Genomic DNA, 24,225 nt, shown 5'->3' with positions numbered 1-24,225 from the left:
ACAGTGCAGGGATTGACTTTCGCAATAGACTCTCTCCTGTCGTCTTTCAAAGCGGAATCAATACTAAAGGAACAGCAGCCTCCATTAGTGATAGTCTCGGGAATTTGCTTTTTTATTCCGGCTCACCTGACATTAGATATTTAAATAATGGAGTATTGAAAGCTATCATTTACAACAATCGACATGAACAAATGTTGAATGGAGACTCCTTGAATTGTGAAGTGTGGTATCATGAAATGGTTATCGTTCCCAGTCCGGAAAATCCTGATCAGTATTATGTTTTTCACATTGGCGTAACCGGACAGTATGGCTTATACTTTTCTCTGGTTGATAAGACCTTAGACAGCGGTCGTGGTGCGGTGATTTCGAAAAACAATCAACTACGGAATGATATTGCCACTGATTGCATACAAGCTGTGAAACATGGAAATGGCAGGGATTGGTGGATAATATATCGGTCGGCCCCTCCTTCCAATAATAATTTCTATGTCTATTCGATCGATGCCAATGGTGTGCAGTTGGACCATGTTGACAGCCTAGGGCCGCTTCACTCTTCCAATGGCGGAGATTTGCGTTTTAATTCAGACGGCACGAAGTTCGCATTCAGTAATTTGAATGGCTTGCTGGCCATTTACAGTTTCGATCGCTGCACCGGCAGTATCACCCTGGACCAAACCATTCATGCCGAGTTCCCTGCAGGAACACAGCCTTATTTCCTGGACTGTTGTTTTTCCCCTAACGACTCCCTGCTGTATGTAAGCTGCGCGCCGTATTTCTCTTCCCTGGACACGACGCAGATTTATTTGTACCAGTTTCCGCTCACGGCGACCAATGTGTATGCCTCTAGGACCCTGATCTGGCAACAGACCTACCCCATGACCATCGGAGCGGTCCGCCTGGCTCCGGACAACAAGATCTACGTGGCCGCCCAGAAAACCGGCTATCCCTACGACAGTACGGATTATTACCCGGAGAACATGAGCCTGTCGGTCATCAACCAACCCGATCAGCGGGGCGGTGCGGCGGCCTGCGATTTTCAGCCCTATAGTTTCTACCTGGGCGGCAAGCGGACCTACTGGGGTTTGCCCAACAACCCCAACTACGATCTGGGCCCGCTGGCCGGCAGCCCCTGCGACACGATCCAAACCGCACTCCAGGAAACCGCCGCTCCCACACCGGCCCTGAGCGTTTACTATCATTCAGCCTGGGAGAGCATCGTGGTCAACGCCAGCAAGCTGGAAGGAAAGCGAGCCAGGATCTTTGTGTCCGACATCTCCGGCAAGATACTGGTCGAGGAGTCCGTCATTTTGCTCTCCGGCTATTTAAGCAAGAACATCGCCCTGCACAACCGGGCGGCGGGGATTTACTTTGTGACGGTGGTGACGGAGCGGGAGAAGCTCACAGGAAAAGTCATTCTTCAGTCGTATTGAAAGAGACGCTGACTTGTTTATTAAATTTCCTGGTTGCGAGATCGTGGCATTTACTTCGAACTCAAATCGGTCAGAGTCGATTCTTTGTATAATCGCTGACTGACGATCAACGCTACCAAGTCCTTCGTTGCTCCTATTCACTCCCCCGAATCGAAGCAAGGTAATCCGTAATGCGTTCCGCGACGGCCGTATCGGGGACTGGTGCGCCGAACACGTCGATCATCTTGCGTACGGTCTTCTTCCAGGCTTCGCGTTTCATCGGTGGTTGGTTGGCGATGTAGGCGAGCGAATGGCAGGGCAGGCAATTCGCCATCACCAGCATTTTGTCGGGATGCTCGGGTAATTCGGTCAGTACTGCTGAAAGCGGAATCGGATCGGTGGTGCGAACACGGGCCGCCGGTTCTGCCGGTCGTGAGCAGGCATAAAAAACCAGCAACAAGGCGAAGGGATAGCGAAGAAGCGAAGTGCCTGTCATGGGATCAGCGTACCGTCAGTTCAAGGGATTCAATCTCGTTGCGTGCATAGCCGCTGCGGTTCCAGTGTTTGAGCGGTTGCGTTTCACCGGACACTCCGGTGGCCCGCACCAGCATGCGCAACTTGCCTGCCGCCGCCGGTGTGTAGGGGAAGCGCCAGCGGCGCCAGGAATAATTGCCCAGCGAAGGATCGAGCCGGGTTTCGGTCCAGCTTTTCCCGTCATCGGTGCTGATCTCCACGCGCGCGATACCGCTGCCGCCGTCGAAGGCCAATCCCTCCATCTCGTAGCGCGTGCCCTTGGTCAGGACGCTGTCCGGTTCCGGAGAAACGAAGATGGAGCGAATGGCGATGCGGCTGATCGGTTCGAGGTCTTTCGCGAGCGAGTCGGGCGATTCGTTGGCGTTGCTCACGCCTTTGGGAACACGGTAGGCTTTGTCCATCCAGTACCCGTGAAACGTATCGGCATACACGCGGATGTCGTTGAGCATGCCGACCCAATACGTCGCATACCATCCGGGAACGACCAGCTTGAGCGGATAGCCGTTGAGCAAGGGCAGGGGCTCACCGTTCATTTCATAGGCGATGATGACTTCGCCATCGTTCGCGCGGGCAAAGGGTAAGGACTTGACAAAATCGGGAACGGTCTCGAGTGGCGGATCATCCATGCCGTTGAAAGAGACTGCGACGGATCTCGCATCCGCTTTGGCTTTGGCCAACACATCCTTCAGCCGGACGCCGGTCCAGCGGGCGTTGCCCATCCCGCCGTTGACCCATTGCGCGCCGGCTACACGCGGTTGCAGGCAACTGCGGGCGTTGCCGGCGCAGACACACAGCGCGTTGACGGAAACTTGTTCGAAGTCATTCTTCAGCTCGTCGAGCGAGAGTTCCAGCGGAGCTTTCACGTTCCCGCTGATCCGCAGGCGAAACGTATCCGGGTTGACCGCTGTCGGCATATTGGAAAGATGCCAGCGGACGAAGAAGACATCGTTCGGCGTGAAGTCTTTGCGGAAGTAACGGATCGGCGTTTCGAGGTTGGGCGGACGGTCGGTGACCAGGCGCATCGGCTTCTTGCCCTCCGCAACGACCATCGTGACGGAATCCTGCGATGTCGGTCGGCCGGCTTGCTGCTCCGTGTCACTTCCGCAACCGAACAACAGGAACGACAGGAGCGCAAGCGCGTAGCTGAAACACTGCAGAGAACTCAGAAGGGTTTTCATTGTCGACGATCGTGCGATGCGGCGCATCCGGCGAGGACAAGTTAATCATTCAGCCGCAACCGGTGGTTGAATTTCCCGCTCAGTTCGTCCTGGGGATCACGACCAGGCTGGCTTTGCCGCCCCGGCCTTCGTTGGAGATCAGCAATTCACCATCGGGGGAAAAGGTAATGCCTTCGGGTTGCAGGTAGATGGATGGATCAAGCGGCGAAGCGAAGATGAGCCGATCTGCCGGATCAAAAACGAGCAGCAGCTTACCGGTGGAGCACAGCAGGTAGAGATTGCCGGTGGCTGGATCGATGGCGAGATCGGAAGGGGCGAACAGTTCGAGTCCGGGAATGGTGGAGCCGTCGACCGCCGCATGCATGGCTTTGACATGGTACTTACTCAGGTAGGCGGCGACGGAATCCGGGTCGAGCAGTAACACCGGTGTTTCGAGTAGCTGTTGCTGAGCAAGATCGAAGGCATAGATTGCTTTCAAACGCTCGAGCGGACCGTGACCGGCGACGCCTTTGCAGGCGATGAGCAGACGACGATTGGCGGCATCGTAACAAACGCCTTCGGTGTTGTTTTCCTTCTTGAGAAACGTATGGATCGCTTGTGTTTGCGGCGTGTCGGTTGTCCAGCCCGTGACGCGAAAGAGCGTGCCGTTGCTTTTGAGGACGAAGACCGTGTCGTTTACGAGGGTGATGCCTTCGTAGTCGTGGTCCTTACCAAAACCGACCGCGTGTTTGATGTCGTCCTTCTTTCTTCCCAGGACAAAGACCTCCCCGTTCTCGTCTTCGACACAGAGCAGTCTGCGTTGATCGAGCGAAACGATGCCGGAGATCTCCTTCAGGGCTTTCGGCAGGGAGCGGACTTCCCGGGGATGGTCGAGGTCGTAGGGAATGGAGCCGGGTTGGGGCGGCGCTTTACAGGCGACCAGGAGTCCGATACAAACGAGAAGGATGGGAAAAAGAAAAGGCCGCGGTGCAATCACAGGCCGCGAAGTACCCCTTTTCAAATTAATTCGGGATGAAACGAAGGGCTAACAAACTCAAAAAGCGATTTTTCGCCCCGAAAAACCACCTGAAACTCAATATCCGGGCAAGCTTGCGCCTTGCTCCTCCCCCCGCGAATCGCTTATTTTGCAGCCTCATTTCTACTGCCATGAAGTTTAAAAGGGTAACGGATCTGTTACGAACGGAAGCGGCCGATCAGACGGTCGAAGTCAGGGGCTGGGTCAGGACCCGGCGCGGGAACAAGCAGATCGCGTTCATCGCGGTGAACGACGGTTCCGTGATCCACAGCATCCAGGTGGTCGCCGAGATGGCGAAGTTTCCGGAGGAGTTGATCAAGCGCGTGACCACCGGGGCTTGCATCAGGGCGACGGGCAAGCTGGTCGCTTCGCAGGGATCGGGGCAGGCCGTGGAGATCCAGGCGGAGACGATCGAGATCCTCGGCGACGCGGATGAGTCGTATCCGTTGCAGAAGAAAGGACATACGCTCGAGTTCTTGCGCGAGATCGCGCACTTGCGTCCGCGTACGAACACCTTCGGCGCCGTCTTCCGGCTGCGTCACCACATGGCGTTTGCCATCCACCAGTACTTCAACGACCGTGGTTTCTATTACCTCCACTCCCCGATCATCACCGGGTCCGACGCGGAGGGCGCGGGCGAGATGTTCCAGGTGACCACGCTGGATCTGCAGCACCTGCCGAAGCTTCCCGACGGATCGATCAACTTCAAAGAAGACTTTTTCGGTAAGTCGACCAACCTGACCGTATCGGGCCAGTTGGAAGGCGAGCTGGCGGCGACCGCGCTGGGTAACATTTACACCTTCGGTCCGACTTTCCGCGCGGAGAACTCCAACACGCCGCGTCACCTGGCGGAGTTCTGGATGATCGAGCCGGAGATGGCGTTTTACGATATCCGCGACAACCAGGACCTGGCGGAGGATTTTCTCAAGTACCTGGTGCGGTACGCGCTGGAGCACGGTCGCGACGACATCGAGTTCCTGGCCAAGACCTACGACGATCAGTTGATTCCACGTTTGCAAATGGTCGTGGATCACCCGTTCGAGCGGCTCACCTATACGACGGCGATCGAGATCCTGAAAAACTCGGGCAAGAAGTTCGAGTTCCCGGTGAACTGGGGCACGGACCTGCAGAAGGAGCACGAGAACTTCCTGGTGGACCACTTCAAACGGCCGGTGATCCTGACGGATTATCCGAAGGACATCAAAGCATTCTACATGAAAGTGAACGAGGACGGCAAGACCGTGCGCGCGATGGACATCCTGTTCCCGTGGATCGGCGAGATCATCGGCGGATCGCAGCGGGAGGAACGGCTGGAGGTATTGCAGAACCGCATGCGCGAGATGCACGTGCCGGAATCCGAGCTGTGGTGGTACCTCGACACGCGCAAGTTCGGCACCTGTGTACACGCCGGCTTCGGACTCGGTTTCGAGCGCCTGATGCTGTTCGTCACGGGTATGACCAACATCCGCGATGTCATTCCGTTCCCGCGCACGCCGAAGAACGCGGAGTTCTGATCCGGTTACAGCAAAGCGAAAACCCCGGTCGGTGCAGGACACCAGCCGGGGTTTTCTTTTTCAGGAACTACACGCGCCTGAAAAATGAATCCTAACCTCAGAAGATTTTATAGCGCAGGTTCACGCCGAAGTCGATCCATTCGGGGCCCGGACTGATGATGTTGTAGAACGGATGGGCGTCGATGCCGAGCGTCATCGGGAAGCGGCGCGAGTTGTACTCGAGTTGTATTGTCGCGCCCACGCCGCCTGCAAAGGTGCTTTGGTTGTAATACTTCGCATCGCCTTCCACTACGTCGTAGTAACGGTCCTTGAAGTAACCCGCATGGATACCTGCACCGGCGATGAAGTCGACCGGAATCTGCAGGCGGGAGTTGAAGATCGATTGTTGTTTGATGAAGAACGCGCGGGCGGTGTAGCCGTCGTTTGCTTCCTTGGTGTAAGCCGCCCAGGCTTCCACACCCGTGTTACCATTCGTGTCGAAGAAATACTTACCGGTGAATCCGGTGGCGAATTTGCCCGCGCGCACACCCAGGCTGGCGGTGTATTGCGCGCTCGCAGCCAGAGCGCCGATCAGGCAGGCAAGGAAAATGGCAACGATGATCAGAGTCGAATGTTTGTTCATGCAAAGGGAGTTAAGGATCCGATTGCAAGGAACGACCTGCAGGAACGCAAGGGGGATCGTTCTTCGGCAGGACTTACTGTTGTAAGATTCCGGGTGTTTCCGGGATCATTCCGGAGTAAACAGCCGGAATAGCACCTGGAAATGGCCGGTAAAGGATTAACGGCCGGTAAGAAGGAGGACGAAATCGACCGAACAAACCGGCGTGAGTCTGGATTTCGTTCACGGAAAGTTCCCGGTCGATGGTGACGACTGAACCTTACTGTTGATCGGGCCGGAAGCGTGGCAGGCTAGCCCCGGGCGAGCTCGCCTCCTGTGCGCCTTGAGGAAAGAAACACTGCTGCTGCGGCGAGCGAGCACGGGACGGGTGCCGGTGCGAGCACGCCCGCACCGCTCCAACTTCCCATCTCAGGGATTCGGATTGCCGTAGAGTACCGCGAGGAGGGTTTGTCCGACGGCATGCAGGGTGGCGGGGTCGATGATATCGATCGAATCGCGGTGGGTGTGCCAGTGTTTGCCGAATCCCGAGACAGCCGTGGGATCGGAGCCGATGATGTCGATCGACGGGATGCCCATGCGGTTGACGTAGACGTGATCGTCGGTGACCCATCCGCCGGGTTGATACGGGAAGTAGTCGCTGAAACCGTTCGCGTTGGCGGTGCTCCAGACCTTGTCGACGATGTAACCGGCCGCTTCGCGTGAATATCCTTCCTGCCGGAACTTCGCGCCGCGCGCGCCGACCATGTCGAGTAGGATGCCGTACGAAGCCGTATAGCCGGGCACATGCGGTTGCCGTGTCCAGTACTGCGTGCCGAGCGCATAGGAATCTTCCGCTTCCCGTCCGCCGCCGGCTTTTCCCCAGTCCTCCGCGTCGAAGAAAATGATGTCGACGCCGACCGATGGCGGATGCATCGATAACTGGCGCGCGATCTCGAGCAATACGCCGACGCCGCTGCCGCCATCATCGGCACCGTCGATGGGTTCGTCCGTGCGTTCGGAATCCTCATCGGCCCAGGGTCGCGTGTCCCAATGGGCGAAGAGCAAAACGCGATTGCTTTTCTCCGGCGCGAAGCTGGCGATGATGTTCTTCATGCGGAGCGTGACGCCGTCCCAGGTGGTGGCGGTGCCTTCCTGTACCTGAACGTTCGGCGTGAAGCGACGCAACTGTCGTTCGAGATAAGCCGCGCAGGCCGCATGGGCTTTGGTGTTGGGAACCCGCGGACCGAAGTCGACCTGGTCCTTCACGTAGCTGAAGGCGGAGTCCCTGTTGAACGCCGGGATCTCCACAGCCGGTTGCGGCGATGGTGCGGGTTGTTGCGCGGGCTGTTGTTTATCCGGTGATCCGCAAGCGTAGATCAGGAACAGCGGGAGGATGATTTTCCGTAAGCGCATCTCAGTCTTTGAGCCAGGAAGTGGTGCCGTCTTTCTCGTCCTTGATGCGAATTCCCAGCGCGCCCAGTTCGTCGCGGATCCGGTCGGAGGTCGCGAAGTCCTTTTTCGCCTTGGCGTCGGCGCGCATGCGCAACAGCATCTGCATGAGTCCGTCGAGCGCGCCGTTGTCGGCCGCCTGCTCTTCGCGCATACCGAGCAGGTTGAAGAGGAAGAGCGGGAAGAATCGGCGCAGGTTGTCGAGGTCGGCGGCGCTGATGGTCTCGGTGCCGGCGTGAACCGAATTGATGATCCGCGCAGCTTCGAAGAGGTGCGAGAGCGCGATGGCGGTGTTGAGGTCGTCGCTCATCGCAGCATAGAAGCCCTGTTCCACGCCGGCGATGTCGGAGGTGGAAGAAGGGCCGGCCTTCAACTGCGCGAGCGTCTTGTTCGCGTTGAGCAGGCGCGCGAAGCCCTTCTCCGCCGCCTGCAGTCCTTCGTTGCTGAAGTCGAGCGGACTGCGGTAGTGCGCCTGAAGCATGAAGAAGCGGATCGTCATGGGCGAGTACGCCTGGCTGAGCAGCGGGTGTGAGCCGTTGAAGAACTGCTCGAGGTTGATGAAGTTACCCAACGACTTGCCCATCTTCTGTCCGTTGATGGTGATCATGTTGTTGTGCATCCAGTAGCGTACGGGCGCTTTGCCGCAGGCGCCTTTGGACTGGGCGATCTCGCTTTCGTGGTGCGGGAAGAGCAGGTCCATGCCGCCGCCGTGGATGTCGAAGGTCTCGCCGAGGTACTTCGTGCTCATGGCGGAGCACTCGATGTGCCAGCCCGGAAAGCCGTTGCTCCAGGGAGAAGGCCAGCGCATGATGTGTTCGGGCGATGCTTTCTTCCAGAGCGCGAAATCGGCGGGGTTGCGTTTCTCGTCTTGTCCTTCGAGTTCGCGGCGCTCGTTGCCGGCGCCGGCGATCAGGTCTTCGACGATGCGGCCGCTGAGTTTTCCGTAGTCGTGTTTCTTGCTGTAGCCGGGTACGTCGAAGTAAACGGAGCCGTTGGATTCGTAGGCCCAGCCGTTGGCCATGATCGCGCGGATCATTTCGATCTGTTCGATGATGTGACCGGAGGCGCGGGGCTCGATGCCGGGCGGCTGGTTGTTGAGCGCGCGCATGGCCTCGTGGAACTGTTGGGTATAGAGTTCCACCACCTCCATCGGTTCGAGTTGTTCGAGGCGCGCCTTCTTGGCGATCTTGTCTTCGCCTTCGTCGGCGTCGTTTTCCAGATGACCGACATCCGTGATGTTACGCACGTAGCGCACCTTGTAACCCAGGTGGTGGAGGTAACGCTGGAGGATGTCGAAGGTGATATAAGGGCGGGCGTGTCCGAGGTGGGGCGCGCCATAGACGGTCGGTCCGCAGACGTAAAGTCCTACGAAACCGGGAACGAGGGGTTCAAAGAGGTCTTTGCTTCGCGTGAGCGAATTATAGATGAACAGTTGATGTGGGAGCATGGAAACGGGAGCGGAAAGGTGTTGTTAACGGAATCGGACAAAAGACGTTACACGGCTGCGAGAGCCGGCGGTTCAGATTCCGTTCAACACGGCGGGTGGCTGCTGCGGAGGCTCACTGGTGTACGGCGGGTTGGATGTGCGCGAGCATGTCTTCCGTCATACGCGCCAGGTCGTATTGATGTTGCCAGCCCCAGTCGGCGCGTGCGACGGAATCGTCGATGCTTCTGGGCCAGGAATCGGCGTATTGTTGGCGCACATCCGGGGCGTAGTCGATGACGAAGTCGGGCAGGTGGCGGCGGATCTCGGCGGCGAGTTCACGCGGGGTGAAGCTCATGGCGGCTACGTTATAGCTGGAGCGGACCTTCACGCGGGCGGAGGGGGCGTCCATCAGGCCGATGGTGGCGCGGAGAGCGTCGGGCATGTACATCATCGGCAGGCGCGTTTCCTCCGAGAGGAACGAGGTGTAGCGATGGTGTTTGAGCGCTTCGTGGAAGATGTGCACGGCGTAGTCGGTGGTACCGCCGCCGGGTTCGGTCTTATACCCGATGAGGCCGGGGTAGCGGATGCTGCGTACGTCGACGCCGAACTTTTGATGGTAGTATTCGCACCAGCGTTCGCCGGCTTGTTTGCTGATGCCATAGACCGTAGTCGGTTCCATGACGGTGATCTGCGGGGTATTGTCGCGGGGCGTTGTGGGGCCGAAGACCGCGATGGAGCTTGGCCAGAAGAGCTTGAATTTCTCTTCGCGGGCGAGGTCGAGTACGCCGAGCAGGCCTTCCATGTTCAGGCGCCAGGCCGACTTCACCTTTTGCTCGGCGGTTGCTGAAAGCAAGGCAGCGAGGAGGTACACCTGGGTGACGCGTTCCTTGCGGATGATCTCGGCGAGGCGGGGGAAGTCGAGTACGTCGAGTTGTACGAACGGACCGCTTTCCATGAATTCGCGGGAAGGTTCCTTGATATCGGTAGCGATGACGCGGGAAGCGCCGTGGATACGGCGGAGTTCTTCCACCAGTTCCGAACCGATCTGGCCTTTCGCGCCGATGACAAGGATTGTGTCAGCCATGGGAATGCTTGTTGGTTCAAAAATACAGCTTTCAACGAAGAAAAACAGGCGGAAAGTGTGGGGGAATTGAGAAAAGCGGTTGGCAGTAGGCGGTGGACGGTGGGCGGTGGGCGGTGGGACGAAGGACGCTCATTGCATACTGCCTACTGAAAACTGGCGGTTGGCAGTAGGCGGTGTGCGGTTGGCAGTGGGAAGTGGGAAGTAGGACGTGCATACTGCCTACTGCCTACCGCTGACTGCTGACTGAAAAACCGGTGTTGGGCGTAGTTTGAAGGGGAGGATTGCTGGGAGGAACTACGCCTTCATTTCGACGATGTTGCATTAATAACGGCGAGCAGGTCGTAGTTCCGGCCGCACAGTGCCCTCGCGCCAAACTACGACCATCAACGGCAGTGGGCAGTTGGCGGTTGGCAGTAGGCGGTTGGCAGTGGGACAAGGACGTACATTCTGCCTACTGCCTACTGAAAACTGAAAACTGGCTGTTGGCAGTGGGACGAAGGACGTGCCTACTGCCTACTGCCTACCGCTGACTGCTGACTGAAAACCGGTGTTGGGCGTAGTTTGAAGGGGAGGATTGCGGGCAGGAACTACGCCTTTGTTTCGACGAAGTTGCTTTCATAACGGCGAGCAGGTCGTAGTTCCGGCCGCACAGTGCCCTCGCGCCAAACTACGACCATCAACGGCAGTGGGCAGTTGGCGGTTGGCAGTAGGCGGTTGGCAGTGGGACAAGGACGTACATTCTGCCTACTGCCTACTGAAAACTGAAAACTGGCTGTTGGCAGTGGGACGAAGGACGTGCCTACTGCCTACTGCCTACCGCTGACTGCTGACTGAAAAACCGGTGTTGGGCGTAGTTTGAAGGGGAGGATTGCGGGCAGGAACTACGCCTTTGTTTCGACGAAGTTGCTTTCATAACGGCGAGCAGGTCGTAGTTCCGGCCGCACAGTGCCCTCGCGCCAAACTACGACCATCAACGGCAGTGGGCAGTTGGCGGTTGGCAGTAGGCGGTTGGCAGTGGGACAAGGACGTACATTCTGCCTACTGCCTACTGAAAACTGAAAACTGGCTGTTGGCAGTGGGACGAAGGACGTGCCTACTGCCTACTGCCTACCGCTGACTGCTGACTGAAAAACCGGTGTTGGGCGTAGTTTGAAGGGGAGGATTGCGGGCAGGAACTACGCCTTCATTTCGACGATCAATTTGCGATTTCATTATTATATCCTTTGATCATTGAAATATCCAGCATCTATTAATCATAAAACAAATTCAGGTCGTCGAGCTTTGCAAAAAAGCCAGATGGGACACGCATATAAAATTCATAAACAAGACGGCGTTTACTTTCTCACCTTGACGATCGTCGATTGGGTGGATCTATTTACCAGATCCAGCTACAAGGAAATTATAACGAATAGCTTGAACTATTGCGTGGAAGAAAAAGGTATGGAAATTTATGCCTATGTGTTAATGACCAATCACCTTCACATAATTGCGGCAGCAAAAAACAATAATCTTAGCGATATAATCCGTGATTTTAAGCGCTATACCAGTCAAAAAATCATCGAGCAGATAAGCTCAAACCGGGAAAGCAGACGAAACTGGTTGCTTCCAATTTTCCGAAGTGCCGCATCAAAGCATAAGCGAAATACCTGCTATCAGATTTGGACGCATGACAATCATGCGGAAGAGGTCTATTCTCCAGCATTCACGAAAAGCAAAATAAACTATATTCATAAAAATCCCGTCAAAGCCGGCATGGTTGGCAGACCTGAGGAATATCTATTCAGCAGCGCCAGAGACTATGCCGGAGATCAAGGACCGGTGAAGGTTTTGAAGATTGAACTGCAATTGCTTTAATCCGGCGAGCAGGTCGTAGTTCCGGCCGCACAGTGCCTTCGCGCCAAACTACGACCATCAACGGCAGTGGGCAGTTGGCGGTTGGCAGTGGGCGGTTGGCAGTGGGACGAAGGACGAGCATTGCATACTGCATACCGCATATTGCCTACTGAAAACTGGCAGTTCGTAGTTCCGGCCGCACAGTGCCTTCGCGCCAAACTACGACCAACAACTAAGAATGCGGGTTGGAACTACACCCCCGCCCTTAGTACATTCGCTTCGCTCACAGGTATCCATTTTGAAGGTCCGGCTTCTTTTGTTGTTGCTCTTAGCGCCACTGCTGTACTCCAGTGTGCGGCAGCCGGACTGGGGTGATGATTTCGCGCAGTACCTGTTACAGACGCGGAACATCGTGGAAGGACGGTCGATGCAGGACAATGGCATTGTCGCCGACCCCGCTTTGCCGGCCTTTGCCATACCGGCTTATCCGGTGGGTTTCCCGTTGTTGTTGCTTCCCTTCTACTCTTCCGATCCATTCCGTACAGCGCCTTATTTCATTGTGCCGGCTTTGTCGTTGCTGTTAGCCGCCTTCGCCTGCTTCCTGTTGTTACGCAAGCGATTCGGTGTCACCACCTCTTTGCTGAGCGCATTACTCATCGCGTATCATCCGGTATTCCTGCAGGCGAAAACGGAGTTGTTGTCGGACCTGCCCTTTATCGCCTTCCTGCTGTTGGGCCTGCAAGCGATGGCGACCGAAAAAGAAGAACCGATTTCCCGGCGAAACATCGTATTCGCCGGCTTGTCGTTTGGCCTTGCCATGAGCATGCGACTGACGGGATTTCTGTTGCTGCCGACCTTGTTGGCCTGGTCGGTCTTTGACCGTTCGAAGCGGTCGGCAGCCGGCAAGATCGCAGGCATTGCGTTGCTGTTGTTTGCGATCCTAAACGTAGTGTTGTTTCCGATCGACCTTCCGGGAATCTGGCAGTTCTATCGCGGCGCCATTGCCGCGCAACCGTTGTTGCTGACGGATCAGTTCATTTTCTATCTGCATCAGCTCAATGCCTTGTTCTGGATCAGTCCGTTCTCCTGGACCGGCGGGCTGATCGTTCCGGGCATGTTGGTGTACTACTGGCGCAAACGAGATTCGCTTGATGCGGCCGACTGGTTTCTACTGGCGTATGCCGGCTTGCTGATGACCATACCTTATCAGGGTGGCGGTTTGCGCTTCCTCTTGCCTGCCATACCATTGTTGTTGCGCAATCTGCTCAGTCTTGTGCGACCGTTCGTACTCCCGGTGCTGCAATTCCGGCGTTACCTGCACGTAGCGTATGCCGGCATCGTGTTGATCCTGATCCTGCCGGGCATCGTGGATTGGTTGACAACCCTTGAACGAAATGACGGTCCTGAGTCACCCGAGGGAAAACGTATCCTGTCGATCGTGGAACAAAAAACACCGAAAGACGCGGTGATCATTTGCGCCAAGCCGCGGGCGATCCAATGGTACACCGGACGCCGGGCCACGTACCTCATCGACGGCGTACTGCCAGCTCGGATCGACAGCGCTTTTGCTCAATTGAATGCCCGTTATCTGATCTGTGAACGTACCGGCAGGCCCGGCGCATTCGCAGACGATAAAATGAATGCCTACCTCCTTTCGTTCGGGGACCGCTATGTGCCGGTCGACAGCACGAAACAGTTGACACTCTGGTTGCGTAAGTGAGGCTCCGGACGTGGATTCGGCTTCCGGCTTTTCGCTACATTTACCCGTAACGCGCGCCCAGACAATTGATTCCTAAGATCTTACGCATTCTTCGCAATCGTCCGCAGCTTGCCGAAACGGTTTTCATTCCGCTTTTCTGGGCATTGTATTTCGTTTACCTGCTCTTTCGCGGGAAGCAATTCATACTGGCCGGATTTCCGGACCGACCCATTTCCATTGCGAGCTTCGACGGGGTTGATGTGACGGAGCGCGTGCGTACGTTCTATTACGCGATCGGCTTATCGCTGTTGCTGTTCGTTGGCCTGCTGTTCGCCATACAAAAGCTGCTACACCGCTTACGAAACGGGGAGTTGCGGGTCTTGCAGGCGAGTGCCGTAGCGGGTCTGGTCTTTCTCTTCTTCTCGGTGATTGGAGCCGATATGCGCGCGTGCCTGCATCTGCTTGCTGCATTTCAAGGAGCGGTCGTTGTCTCCGTCATCAGCCGTCACCTGATGAAGGCACAGGTGAACGATGAGATCAATCTCCTGGTCATCGGCTGGCTGGGAGCCCTGGGAATCAGCCTCGGCATCCTGATCCGCACCTTCTTTTCGGGAAGCCTGCCACTCCCCTCCCTGCCGGAGTCGGTCTTTGTGACGGTTTGCGTGGGCTGGGTATTTCTGTTCTATCAGTTAAAGCGACCGCAACACCCGACGAATCACGCGCTGGGTCTGATCCGACGCAGCAGCGGTCTCGTCGTCGCCCCGCTGTTGATCGTGGTGGCTGCTGAGCTGCGCATGATCTTCGGAATGGAATCGCAACTGCCTGGCTGGATCGCGCTGGCGATGGTTGCAGCATCCGTTTTTCGGCCGCATCGACATCCTGCCGAATTGCATTTGGTTCAGGAACGCTTTTTCAGCCGTACGCTCCCGATGTTCATCGCCGGCGTACTTGCCTATGCCTACTATCAACCGATCCTTGCCGCGCAGGTGGATGTATTCGAGGACGCAAACCGCATACTGCCCTTGCTGCAATGGCATCAGTTCGGAAAGATTCCGTTCCTGGATTCCTTCAGCTCGCACGCGCTCTCGGACTGGTGCTGGGGCGGCCTGTACAATCTGTTGAACGGATTCGACGCTTACGGAACCTACCTCTATGGCTTCCTGCTGCACGTCCTGATCGCGGCGACCACCTATTGGTTTGTCTGGAAGATCTGGAACAACGGCTGGCTGGCACTGTTCCTCGCCCTGTTTTATCCATACACGCACTTGCTGATCCCGGCGTATTATCATTTCGTGCCGTTGACGGTGGTGCTCTTGTTACCAATCGCGAATCAACCTGCGCGAAAGCACTTTTTCCTGCTCTTCAGTTGGGTGTTTTTCCTGATGCTCTGGCGACTGGACGTCGGATTATCGAATACCCTGGCGACTATCGCGCTGGTGCTAATTCTCGGATTTTCCGGGGAGCCGAAGCCCTTCTTCCGTACCGCGCTACGCGGGTTGCTGCCAGCGGCATTGCCCTGTTTGTTACTCGGGCTAACAGCGCTGGCGCTGCGCGGTGGAGCGATCTTCTCAAGGCTGAAAGAGATCCTGGCTTATACCAATTCCTATCAATCGTTTGGACTGCGAACGCTCGGCACCGAGAACGGATTGATCGCGCAGTTGCTGTATTACATACTTCCCGCCGCCGTGCTCATCGTCCTCGGTGTTGCGGTATTACGCCCGCGCCGGCATCGTCCGACCGTGCTGGCGATGGCGTTCTTCACGGCCTTCTTCCTCGTCAACCTGCAACGCGGACTGATCCGCCACAGCCTGGCGGAAGGTTGGGATGCCGCCTGGACCTCTTACGGGTTCTTCGTGCTGGCGGCGAGCGTCTATGTAAGCGGCAAAACCCGCAGCATCACGCGCTTCTTTTCCTTCAGCATTGCAGCAACCCTGATCGTCCTGTTGTTGAAATACGATCGTCCGGCAGCGGATACGAATAACCGGTACGCTCAGGTGTCGGCTCGCAGTTTCCAGGCGATCAATTTGTTTCCGCAACCCGGCACACGCGTACAGTTGTCGGCCGACCAAACCGCGTTCGCGAACGAGCTGAAACATGTACTTGAACATGACTTCAGCGACAGCGCCACCTTCCTCGATTTTTCGAATACCCCGATGCTGTATGCGTTCACGGGCCGGGCGGTGCCGAATTATTTCTGCCAGATCCCGCATACCGCGCACAACAGCTTTTTACAGGAGCGGTTCCTGGATGAGTTGAAGAACTATGACATTCCGCTGGTCGTGTTCGCGCATCAGCCGGAAAACTTCTGGGACGCGCTCGACGGCATTCCGAACGCGGCGCGTCACTATCGGATCGCGGAGTACATCTATGCCCATTATCGTCCGGCCTGGCTGCTCGGACCACACACCGTTTGGTTGCGTAACGACTTGACCATACCGGCGACAAAAGAAGTTACCCGACTCTGGCGGCAAGACTGGACGCACTGCCGGGTCACGCAGGGCTATCTGGCCGACTCGGTCACGGTTCGCAGCCATGGCGATGGTCTCCGCATCGTGGACATACTGCCGGCGGACGGTATCGCACTCACATCGGGGAAGCGGTACTATTTACGAGTCGAAGGACATGCAGAAGGCGGCGGAAACGCCGAGTTATTCATAAAAGCAACGGGGCTTGAAAATCCTCCACCGGTCAGGTGGAATCTTCAGTGGGGTGCAACGACTGCTTACTTCCCGATCACATTACCCGACAGTTGTACCCGGTTGGAACAACTCGAACTTCAGTTACCGGTTCAGGTCTTTCGATTGCAATCGCTGGCGCTGGTGGAAGCGGATCATGTGCCGGATCAATTCTCCGGAGCCTTTCGTGTTTGGGACCTGGGATCCATCCCTTATTACTGGGGAACCTACGACCAGGGTGTGATCACACAAAGTCTTGAACTGCTGAACAACCGAAGCCTGATTGCGGACGCGGAAGTCCGCTTCTCGTTGCCGAAGCCAGGGGTAAAAGCTACGTACCTCGATCTTGATGCACAGATCGCGGGTGATCAGCCGGTGAACATGATCGTCAGTTATGGCAAAGGGGAAACGAAATTAGGCGCCTTCACACTCCGAATCTCTCCCGGCGCGGAAGCCCGGTATCGAATCAGAGCCCTGAGCCAGTATAACTGGTTTGCCGCTCAGCCGGATTGGGTAGCTTTGTACCCGGCCGGCAAGGACGTTCAACTGCGACGTTTTTCGCTCGCCAACGGCGAATAAACCCATGATCCGTACCCGTACCAAAGTCGTGCTTGATGCGGTGGCGGGAAGAACGCTGGTGTTCTTCCTGAACCTCGCCGCGCGCGTACTCGGGCGGATCCTCTCCATCGATCACGCACTCACCCGACCGCCCAAAACGATCGTGGTCTGCAAATACCTCGGCATGGGCAGCATCATCCAGGCCACACCGCTCTTGCAGACCCTGCGGAAGAACTTTCCCGATGCCAGGTTGGTCTTCGTCACTTCACAGGCTAATCGCGGGCTCATGAAGCAGGTTGCCGCGGTACACGAAGTACTGACGGTGAATGACTCCGGTTTGCTGCCGTTGGCCAGTTCGAGTTGGAAACTGTTGCGGCGGCTCTGGAAACTTCGACCGGACCTGTACATCGATCTCGAAACCTACTCGTATTACAGCACCGCCATCGCGACCATGAGCTGCGCGCGTAATCGTATCGGCTTCTATCGTGTGGAGCGGAACATCCGCATGGGGGTTTATACCCACATGATGTTTTTCAATGCCCGGGCACCGATCGCGCAGTCGTATTTGCAGATGGCACGTCTGGTCGGCTGCCGGGAAATCGTCGCACAGTTGTATCCGTTCCGCGTGGATGAGGCCGATCTTGCCTCGATGCGTCGGAAGCTGGAGCGGCAAGTCGGTGAATCATTCGAGCCGTTCGTGGTGATCAATCCGAACGCGTCCGACCTCCGCATCGAACGGCGCTGGCCCTCGGAGCGGTTTATCGCCCTGATCCGTTCGCTGAGTCAGCGGTTCCCTTCCCATCGCTTCTTTCTGATCGGTTCCGTGAGTGAGGCCGCGTATGTCGGAGAGATCTACCGTCGGCTGGAACTGCCGAACGAGGACCAGGTGATCAATACGGCAGGGCGACTGAGCCTCGGAGAGCTGTTCGCGCTCATCAGCAGAAGCGAATTGGTCGTCACGAACGACACCGGACCGATGCACATCGCGTTTTCGCTCGGCCGCCCGACTGTTTCGCTGTTCGGGCCGGCTTCTCCTTCACAATACGGCGACAACCCACACGCCTTCGGTATCTATAAGAACCTGTATTGCAGTCCGTGCGTGCACGACTTCCTCGTCCCGCCCTGCGGCGGCGATAACCAGTGCATGAAACAGATCACGCTCGAAGAAGTGGAGGGTCTCTGCACGCGTTTGCTGCGTGGCGACCGCAGCACTGTTCCGGCTGAAAACTTACGCTTTAACCGCGCCGGGGCCGACGGCGCCTTGGGTGTCGTGAACCGTCTATGAGCCAGGCTCCCGTCACGTGTCGCTGTTGCGGCAGTCAGCAACAACATTTCCTGGTCGGCGGGCTCGACTCGATTTATGCGCGTCGCACGTATGATGTCGTGGTGTGCGAAGAGTGCGGTAACGGGATCACGGTGCCGGTAGAGACACAGGCATCGCTGGATCGCTTGTATGCGGAGACCTACCTGTATCCCGTTCACGAATGTGTGATCGGAGAAAAACGTTATCGGGCCGAAGGCCTCGCACGCTTCCTGCGCCAGCACTATCCTGCGGCGCAGTATTCCAACGTACTGGAGATCGGTTGCATGTTCGGTTACCTGATGGAAGCGCTTCGTCGTGATTATCGCGTCAAGGGGATCGACCTGGGAACGGAAGCGATTCGTTTTTGCCGGGAGCGCGGACTGGATGCGGAAGAAATCTCGGTGGAGGATTATTTGAAAAAACCCGCCGAGCGTTTCGACCTGATCATTCTTTCCCATGTCTTCGAACACCTGGTGGAACCCGAAGTGGTCTTGCGACAACTGAAGAACCGTTTGACTCCGAACGGCCGGATCGTGCTGTTAGTGCCGAACCGGAATTCGATCGCACGAAAGGTCGGCGGACGTAACTGGGGCTGGTGGCAGGTGCCGGTACACATCCATCACTTTACGGAAAACGCGTTGCATGCGCTGGCTACACGGGAAGGGCTGGATACCGAACGCGTCCGTTACCGCGGCGGAGATTCCCTGATGTGGGTGTTGACGTTCATGAAACTCTTCGGTGTTTCGGGGAAAGGACAGTCGTCGCTGAGTGCCACGCAACGTTGGTTCCTGCGTAGCTGGTCGGCGGTAGCCCGTTATTGGTACGCTCTCGGCAACGAAGAAATCGCGGTGGTGCTGACAAACCGTACATCCCGCTAGCGAGATCCGACCGACCGGACTCGGTTATTTCCCATACAGGTTTTCCCATTCGAAATAATAGGGGCGCAGGTTTTCCAGTGGAGCCGGATTCAGTTTCAGTCGGCCACTACGCGCGTCGTCTTCATGAAAGAAAAAACCATCGGCAAGGTTAGGGTCAATGTTTCTCGATCGTTTATCCGCCACCCATTCCTGAGAATCGACGATCGTATGGGCAAGTTCGTGGGTCATGACGTGATAGAAACTGTTCGCATACCGGTAGGCCAGACGAGCGGTATAGCATAGCGAATCCTGCCAGGCGTATTCCGCAAAAAAGATCGCCCCATCAAATTCCTGCGTGAACTTCCTTTGCGGAAGGACGAAATTATTGTTCCCGGGAAACTGATAAGCGGCCCGACGAAAAGCCTCGCGTTTAACGGAGAGCACCGCAAAGCTTGATTGAAGCAGCGTGATCTCGCCGAGCTCCCAACCTTCCTCCCGCAGCTCCACTTCGTGATAGTTCTCGATGCCGTGGCTTTCGTTCTCGAGCGACTCGCATACATAGCGAATACGCACCGTATCGCCGGTTCCGCTATCCAAAAAATCGAACCGATACTCCGGAAAGGCCGCGGGGTTGAGCAGGTTCTCCTTCAGGCGAAGGACCGGATCGGCAGCGAACAGCAATTCGTAGCGATCACGTGTACGATGATCTTCCCCTTCCGGCACGGGTTGCCGGTCATCCAACATGGCCATGGCAACCGCTTCGCTCACCTTACCGCTGTCATCCCGGGCGTTATACAGGACCATCAACTCCGATTCGGTCAGGGCGGTGATCTTTCCGTTCACGGTCCGACAACGCCTCGCCCGGCCCGGCGTTACATACGTGAAGGCCGCGGTATTGCCCGGAATCCGACTGACGGCTTCCCGAACCATTTGCTCGGCTGTATATCCCCGGATGCCGACTTCCCGGATGTTCAAGGCCGGACAATCGATGTAGAGTACGATGGGTGTTGTGTTCCGCATCGACACCCAGTGCTTCGTCCGGCATCCCACCCGCGTCACCTCCAGCAAGACGGAGCCCGTCTCCACTTCCAGCCGTATATCGAAGCGACCGTCGATGTCTGCGGTGGTTCCGATGCCGCTGGTCGGTTCCCGAACAACGGCAAAAGCCAGGGGCAAGGAATCGGCGCGGTTAAGCAACCGTCCTTGCAAATCCACTACAGCTGATGCAGCAGCCAGCCCGGAGAGTCCGATCAGCAGGAATAGCACACCCAACGTCCGCATTCCCGAATATACTGAATCGACGACGGATGGGGCTACGCCCGGTAGTCACCGATAAAAAGCAAACGGCCTGAAGCAAGACTTCAGGCCGTTTGATCTGGTATCCGGCTCGATTAAACCCTCATGAGCCGAATCAAATGAACGATCCTTATTGTACGATGATCCGCTCGGCACGAACGCCACGGGCATCCGTCTCGCGCAGGAAGTAAATGCCTTTACCAAGCGAGGACACGTCGAGCACACTGTCGGATTTACCACGAAGGTCGAATGCACGGACGAGTTTCCCCGACACGTCGAACAACTGGTAAACCGCGTCCGCATGACCCTGGATCCGGAAGTAGCCGTTGTTCGGGTTCGGGAATACGAATTGACCTTTATCGGATACGTCGGGGCCCAGTGCGGTAGTGGTGCCGACCGAGAAGAGTTGCGTAGCGGTACAGCCGTTCGCGTCGGTGACGGTCACAGTGTAGTCGTACGGCAGGAGGTTGTTCAGGTCTTCGGTTGTAGCGCCGTTGCTCCAGAGATACGAATAAGACGGGGTTCCGCCGTCGACGGTGAGGTCGATCGAGCCGTTGCCGGTTCCCGTTGCATCATTGACCGTAGCGGAAACCGAAACCGCTTGCGGCTCATTCACCGATACGGAACCGATAGTGGTACAACCGTTCGCGTCGATCACTTTGTAACCGTACACTCCGGCGGAAAGTCCGGTCAGGGATGTGCCGGTAAAGCCATCATCCCACAGCAGCGTATAGCCACCGGCGCTGGTCCAGATCTGCATATCGATGGTGCCGTTGCTGCCACCGTGGCAGCTAGGGCCTTGCGTCGTAGCGGCGACCATCGGAGCATCTTCATTGTTGATCACAAACGACTGGTACGTCTGGCAACCGTGCGCATCGGTGATTTCGATCGCGTAATTGCCGGCGCTAAAACCGGTTGCATATTGTCCCATGGTACCGGTTGACCATTCGTACTGGTACGGGCCGGTTCCACCCGCTACCGAAGCCGAGGCGGAGCCGTTGGCCTGGCCGCAAGCAGCGTCGGTTGTTTGAATGCCCGCATTCAGGGCAGCAGGTTCGGAGACATTGACCGAGAAGGAGCGTGTGCAGTTGTTCGCGTCGGTTACGATAACGGTATAGTTACCGGCATCGAGGCCGTTCATGGTCGTGGTGGTAGCACCGTTCGACCAGAGGTACGTCAGCGCTCCGGTTCCGCCGCTGGCTGCAATCGCAGCTTCACCGCTGGCATCGCCTGCGCAGCTCAGCGCGACAGCGCTCGTAGTGGCCTGGATCTCATCCGGGGCGTTGACATCCACTTGCGCGGTTGTCGTGCAGCCGTTTGCGTCCGTGACGGTAACCGAATACGTTCCAGCCGGGATGTTGGCAAGGGCCGAGGCGCTGGCACCATTCGACCAATCATACGAATACGGAGCGATACCGCCAGATGTCATGGCATGCGCTTCTCCGTTGGAGGCACCGTAGCACGAGGTAGCCGTAGCGCTCAGTGCTGTTTGTACCGCGGTCGGTTGTGCGATCGTCGCTTGTTGAGTCGTCGTACAACCGTTGTCGTCGGTGATGGTCACGGTATAGTTACCGGCAGCAAGGCCGGCAGCCGTTTGACTGGAAGCGCCACTGCTCCAGGAGTAGGTGTATGGAGCAGTACCACCGGTGGCGGTCACGGTCGCTTCACCGTCGCTGGCGCCGTTACAAGTAGCATCAGTCGTTGCAGCGGAAGCGTTCATCGCGGCCGGCTGGGTAATGGTGTAGCTGAATTGCGCGGTGCAGTTGTTGGCATCCTGGACCGTGCAGGTGTAGCTGCCGGCGGAAAGTCCGGTCGGGTTGTTACCACTCGCGCCGGACGACCATGCATACGACAAGCTGCCGGTCCCGCCGGTTGCGGACAGGAGGATCGAACCATCGTTCGCGCCATTGCAACTCAGGTGTTGGAGCGTAGCGCTTGCGGCGGATATGGCCGTCGGCTGTGTGATCGTAAAGGTGCGGGTCAGGGTACACGCGTTCGCGTCGGTGATCGTGCAGGTGTAAGATCCTGCCGGCAGGCTGGAAACGGATGAAGCGGTCGAAGCATTCGACGACCATTGATAGCTATAGGGCGTCGTACCTCCGGTTGCACTCACCGCGGCAACGCCAGTGGCCGCGCCATTACAAGCAACGTTGGTCTGCGAGGTCGTAGCGCTTACCGCCGTGGGTTGCGTGACGGTGAAATGAGCTGCCGTCGTACAGTTGGCCGCATCGGTGATCGTGCAGACATAGTTGCCGGCAGCCAGTCCGGTACGGGTGGCGGAAGAGCCGCCGCCGGTCCAGGAGTAAGTATAGGGTGATGTGCCACCGACCACCGTTACAGCCGCAACACCGTTGCTGCCGCCATTACAGGAAACGGCAGTGGTGCTCGACGAGAAGCTGATCGATGGATTAACGGTTACCAGGATAGCCGAAGAGGAATCCACCGCCGAGCCGGAAGTCACCACACGACGGTACCACGAAGATTGCGTGAGCGTACCCGGGCTGTAGTCGATGTTGTTGTTGGTGCCGGGCGCGGCCGTATAGGTGCCGGAAGCGCCGGAAGTAGAACGGACCCATTGATAAGTATATGATCCCGTTCCGCCGCCGGGATTCGATCCGGTCAGCGCAGCAGCGGAAGCATTGTAGCAAATGGTCTGCGCATTGGCGACCGTATTGCCCGTTACATTGATATAAATGCGCGTGGTTGCGGAAATGCTGGTGGCAGGATCGCCCGGCATATCGCCGTACTCAACGACGAAAGCCAGCCCTACCCAATCCGGGAGGTCGTTCCAACGGCCGTAGGCTCCGCTTGAATAGATCTGTCCGAAGTGTTCGCCACCCGAATCGTTGGGTTCCCAATCGTTCCAGTTGGCGTATTCTCCCGGTACGGTGGCCGGGAACTCGTTTCCTACGGAAAACAAGGTGCCGGCTTCCGGACCCGTTACCCAATACCAGTTACCTTCGGCGGACCACTGATCCGGGTAGGTGGTCGTTCCGGTCGCGTCGTTGATCAGGGTGTATTCATCCGCCGCACCGATCCAGGCGTCGGCAGCGAGTACCTGCGCGATGAAATCATTCTCCGCTTGTGAGGTGATGGTCGCGAGGTAGCCGGTCTTTCCAAGGTAGGTGCGTGCTTCCGCGTTCGCCCTGGCCATATTCCAGTCATCACCGCCGTTATCGACCAGCTCGTAAAAGTGGCCGTTACTGAAAGCTGACAAGCTGCCTGCACTGAAAGTGATCGTACGATCGCCTACTTCCCAGTCGTTGGCATTTTCGAAGGTGACCGAACGCAGCAGTGTTTGCCAGTCTTCGGCTGTGGCGGAACCGGTGAAGGTGAGCACACCGGTGTTGCCGTCCCAGGAGTCGTTCACCCCCAGTGGAAGTGGTTCCGTGAAGGAAAGGACATCGCCGGACTGAAAGCCGGAGGAGATCGTCACCTTGAAGCCGCTGATCGGTGTCAGCGAGGTGATCTGCAGGTTCGGGTCGACGTACACGGCGCCGGTGTTCAGGGAATAACCCTGATCCGTGGTGCCGGAACCAACCGTGACCTGTGCGCCGGCACTCAGCCATCCAAGATAGAGGAAGCCGGCGAGCAGGCATTTCATGATTTTCGTTTGAAATTTGTTCATGGGCGTAGAACAGTTAGTCAAGGATGTGTTTAGATTTTGACTCTGATACGCTCACTGGTGCCGCTACCGATACTCGTCATTCACGCGCCGTCTTTCAATGTGATGATGTGTAAGAATTAACGTGAATAAACGCATGGTTTTTTCCCAATGCGGGACGGACCTTCCTTGA

At 57.0% G+C, this 24,225-nt stretch carries 16 protein-coding genes; 7 read left to right on the top strand and 9 right to left on the bottom strand.

What is annotated here, in order from left to right; all coding sequences use genetic code 11:
* Positions 1–155 precede the first annotated feature (155 nt).
* Entirely contained in the window at positions 156–1,430 is a 1,275-nt protein-coding gene (locus tag IPJ96_02955) for a T9SS type A sorting domain-containing protein (GenBank protein MBK7909307.1), read from the top strand.
* A gap of 133 nt (positions 1,431–1,563) precedes the next feature.
* Here IPJ96_02955 and IPJ96_02950 read toward each other — a convergent pair whose 3' ends face one another.
* The 3 genes from IPJ96_02950 to IPJ96_02940 form a co-directional block, all read right to left on the bottom strand.
* Positions 1,564–1,905: a cytochrome c gene (locus tag IPJ96_02950; GenBank protein ID MBK7909306.1), complete on the bottom strand. Its 342-nt coding sequence runs from the start codon at positions 1,903–1,905 to the stop codon at positions 1,564–1,566.
* A gap of 4 nt (positions 1,906–1,909) precedes the next feature.
* Entirely contained in the window at positions 1,910–3,121 is a 1,212-nt protein-coding gene (locus IPJ96_02945; protein MBK7909305.1) for a molybdopterin-dependent oxidoreductase, read from the bottom strand.
* A 79-nt stretch (positions 3,122–3,200) separates the two neighbouring features.
* Complete coding sequence (locus IPJ96_02940; GenBank protein MBK7909304.1) at positions 3,201–4,097, bottom strand: SdiA-regulated domain-containing protein; 897 nt, start codon at positions 4,095–4,097, stop codon at positions 3,201–3,203.
* A 170-nt stretch (positions 4,098–4,267) separates the two neighbouring features.
* On the opposite strand from IPJ96_02940, the gene asnS reads away from it, so the two are divergent.
* Complete coding sequence (gene asnS / locus IPJ96_02935; GenBank protein MBK7909303.1) at positions 4,268–5,650, top strand: asparagine--tRNA ligase; 1,383 nt, start codon at positions 4,268–4,270, stop codon at positions 5,648–5,650.
* A 97-nt stretch (positions 5,651–5,747) separates the two neighbouring features.
* Here the strand turns inward: asnS and IPJ96_02930 are convergent, their stop codons facing one another.
* The 4 genes from IPJ96_02930 to IPJ96_02915 all read right to left on the bottom strand — a co-directional run bounded on the left by IPJ96_02930 (position 5,748) and on the right by IPJ96_02915 (position 10,207).
* Positions 5,748–6,272, bottom strand: a complete 525-nt coding sequence (locus tag IPJ96_02930; GenBank protein MBK7909302.1) for a hypothetical protein — start codon at positions 6,270–6,272, stop codon at positions 5,748–5,750.
* 405 nt (positions 6,273–6,677) lie between these two features.
* Entirely contained in the window at positions 6,678–7,661 is a 984-nt protein-coding gene (locus IPJ96_02925) for a M28 family peptidase (protein MBK7909301.1), read from the bottom strand.
* Position 7,662: 1 nt separating this feature from the next.
* On the bottom strand, positions 7,663–9,144 hold the full coding sequence (locus tag IPJ96_02920) for a cysteine--tRNA ligase (GenBank protein ID MBK7909300.1): 1,482 nt from the start codon (positions 9,142–9,144) through the stop codon (positions 7,663–7,665).
* A 112-nt stretch (positions 9,145–9,256) separates the two neighbouring features.
* Positions 9,257–10,207, bottom strand: a complete 951-nt coding sequence (locus IPJ96_02915) for an NAD-dependent epimerase/dehydratase family protein (protein MBK7909299.1) — start codon at positions 10,205–10,207, stop codon at positions 9,257–9,259.
* 1,296 nt (positions 10,208–11,503) lie between these two features.
* On the opposite strand from IPJ96_02915, the gene IPJ96_02910 reads away from it, so the two are divergent.
* From IPJ96_02910 to IPJ96_02890, 5 genes are all read left to right on the top strand, one after another.
* Positions 11,504–12,061 carry a transposase gene (locus IPJ96_02910; protein ID MBK7909298.1) on the top strand — a complete coding sequence of 186 codons (558 nt, stop codon included), beginning with the start codon at positions 11,504–11,506 and terminating at the stop codon, positions 12,059–12,061.
* Between the two features lie 277 nt (positions 12,062–12,338).
* Entirely contained in the window at positions 12,339–13,760 is a 1,422-nt protein-coding gene (locus IPJ96_02905) for a glycosyltransferase family 39 protein (GenBank protein ID MBK7909297.1), read from the top strand.
* A gap of 65 nt (positions 13,761–13,825) precedes the next feature.
* Positions 13,826–16,993 carry a hypothetical protein gene (locus IPJ96_02900; GenBank protein MBK7909296.1) on the top strand — a complete coding sequence of 1,056 codons (3,168 nt, stop codon included), beginning with the start codon at positions 13,826–13,828 and terminating at the stop codon, positions 16,991–16,993.
* A gap of 4 nt (positions 16,994–16,997) precedes the next feature.
* Positions 16,998–18,257, top strand: coding sequence for a glycosyltransferase family 9 protein (locus tag IPJ96_02895; GenBank protein MBK7909295.1), 1,260 nt, complete (start codon positions 16,998–17,000; stop codon positions 18,255–18,257).
* Positions 18,254–19,153, top strand: coding sequence for a class I SAM-dependent methyltransferase (locus tag IPJ96_02890; GenBank protein ID MBK7909294.1), 900 nt, complete (start codon positions 18,254–18,256; stop codon positions 19,151–19,153). The genes IPJ96_02895 and IPJ96_02890 overlap by 4 nt, the downstream gene beginning before the upstream one ends.
* 24 nt (positions 19,154–19,177) lie before the next feature.
* On the opposite strand, the gene IPJ96_02885 is transcribed toward IPJ96_02890, so the two are convergent.
* Both IPJ96_02885 and IPJ96_02880 read right to left on the bottom strand, forming a co-directional pair.
* The gene (locus tag IPJ96_02885; protein ID MBK7909293.1) at positions 19,178–20,413 is read right to left on the bottom strand and encodes a hypothetical protein; all 1,236 of its coding nucleotides are present in this window, start codon (positions 20,411–20,413) and stop codon (positions 19,178–19,180) included.
* A 145-nt stretch (positions 20,414–20,558) separates the two neighbouring features.
* Positions 20,559–24,032: a T9SS type A sorting domain-containing protein gene (locus tag IPJ96_02880; protein ID MBK7909292.1), complete on the bottom strand. Its 3,474-nt coding sequence runs from the start codon at positions 24,030–24,032 to the stop codon at positions 20,559–20,561.
* Between the last annotated feature and the right edge of the window lie 193 nt (positions 24,033–24,225).

Source organism: Bacteroidota bacterium (assembly GCA_016713765.1).
In the GTDB taxonomy this organism is placed as follows: Bacteria; Bacteroidota; Bacteroidia; order AKYH767-A; family 2013-40CM-41-45; genus Pollutiaquabacter; species Pollutiaquabacter aromativorans.
Note: the sequence above shows the minus strand (reverse complement) of the source record. Positions and strands in the feature narration are given on the sequence as shown.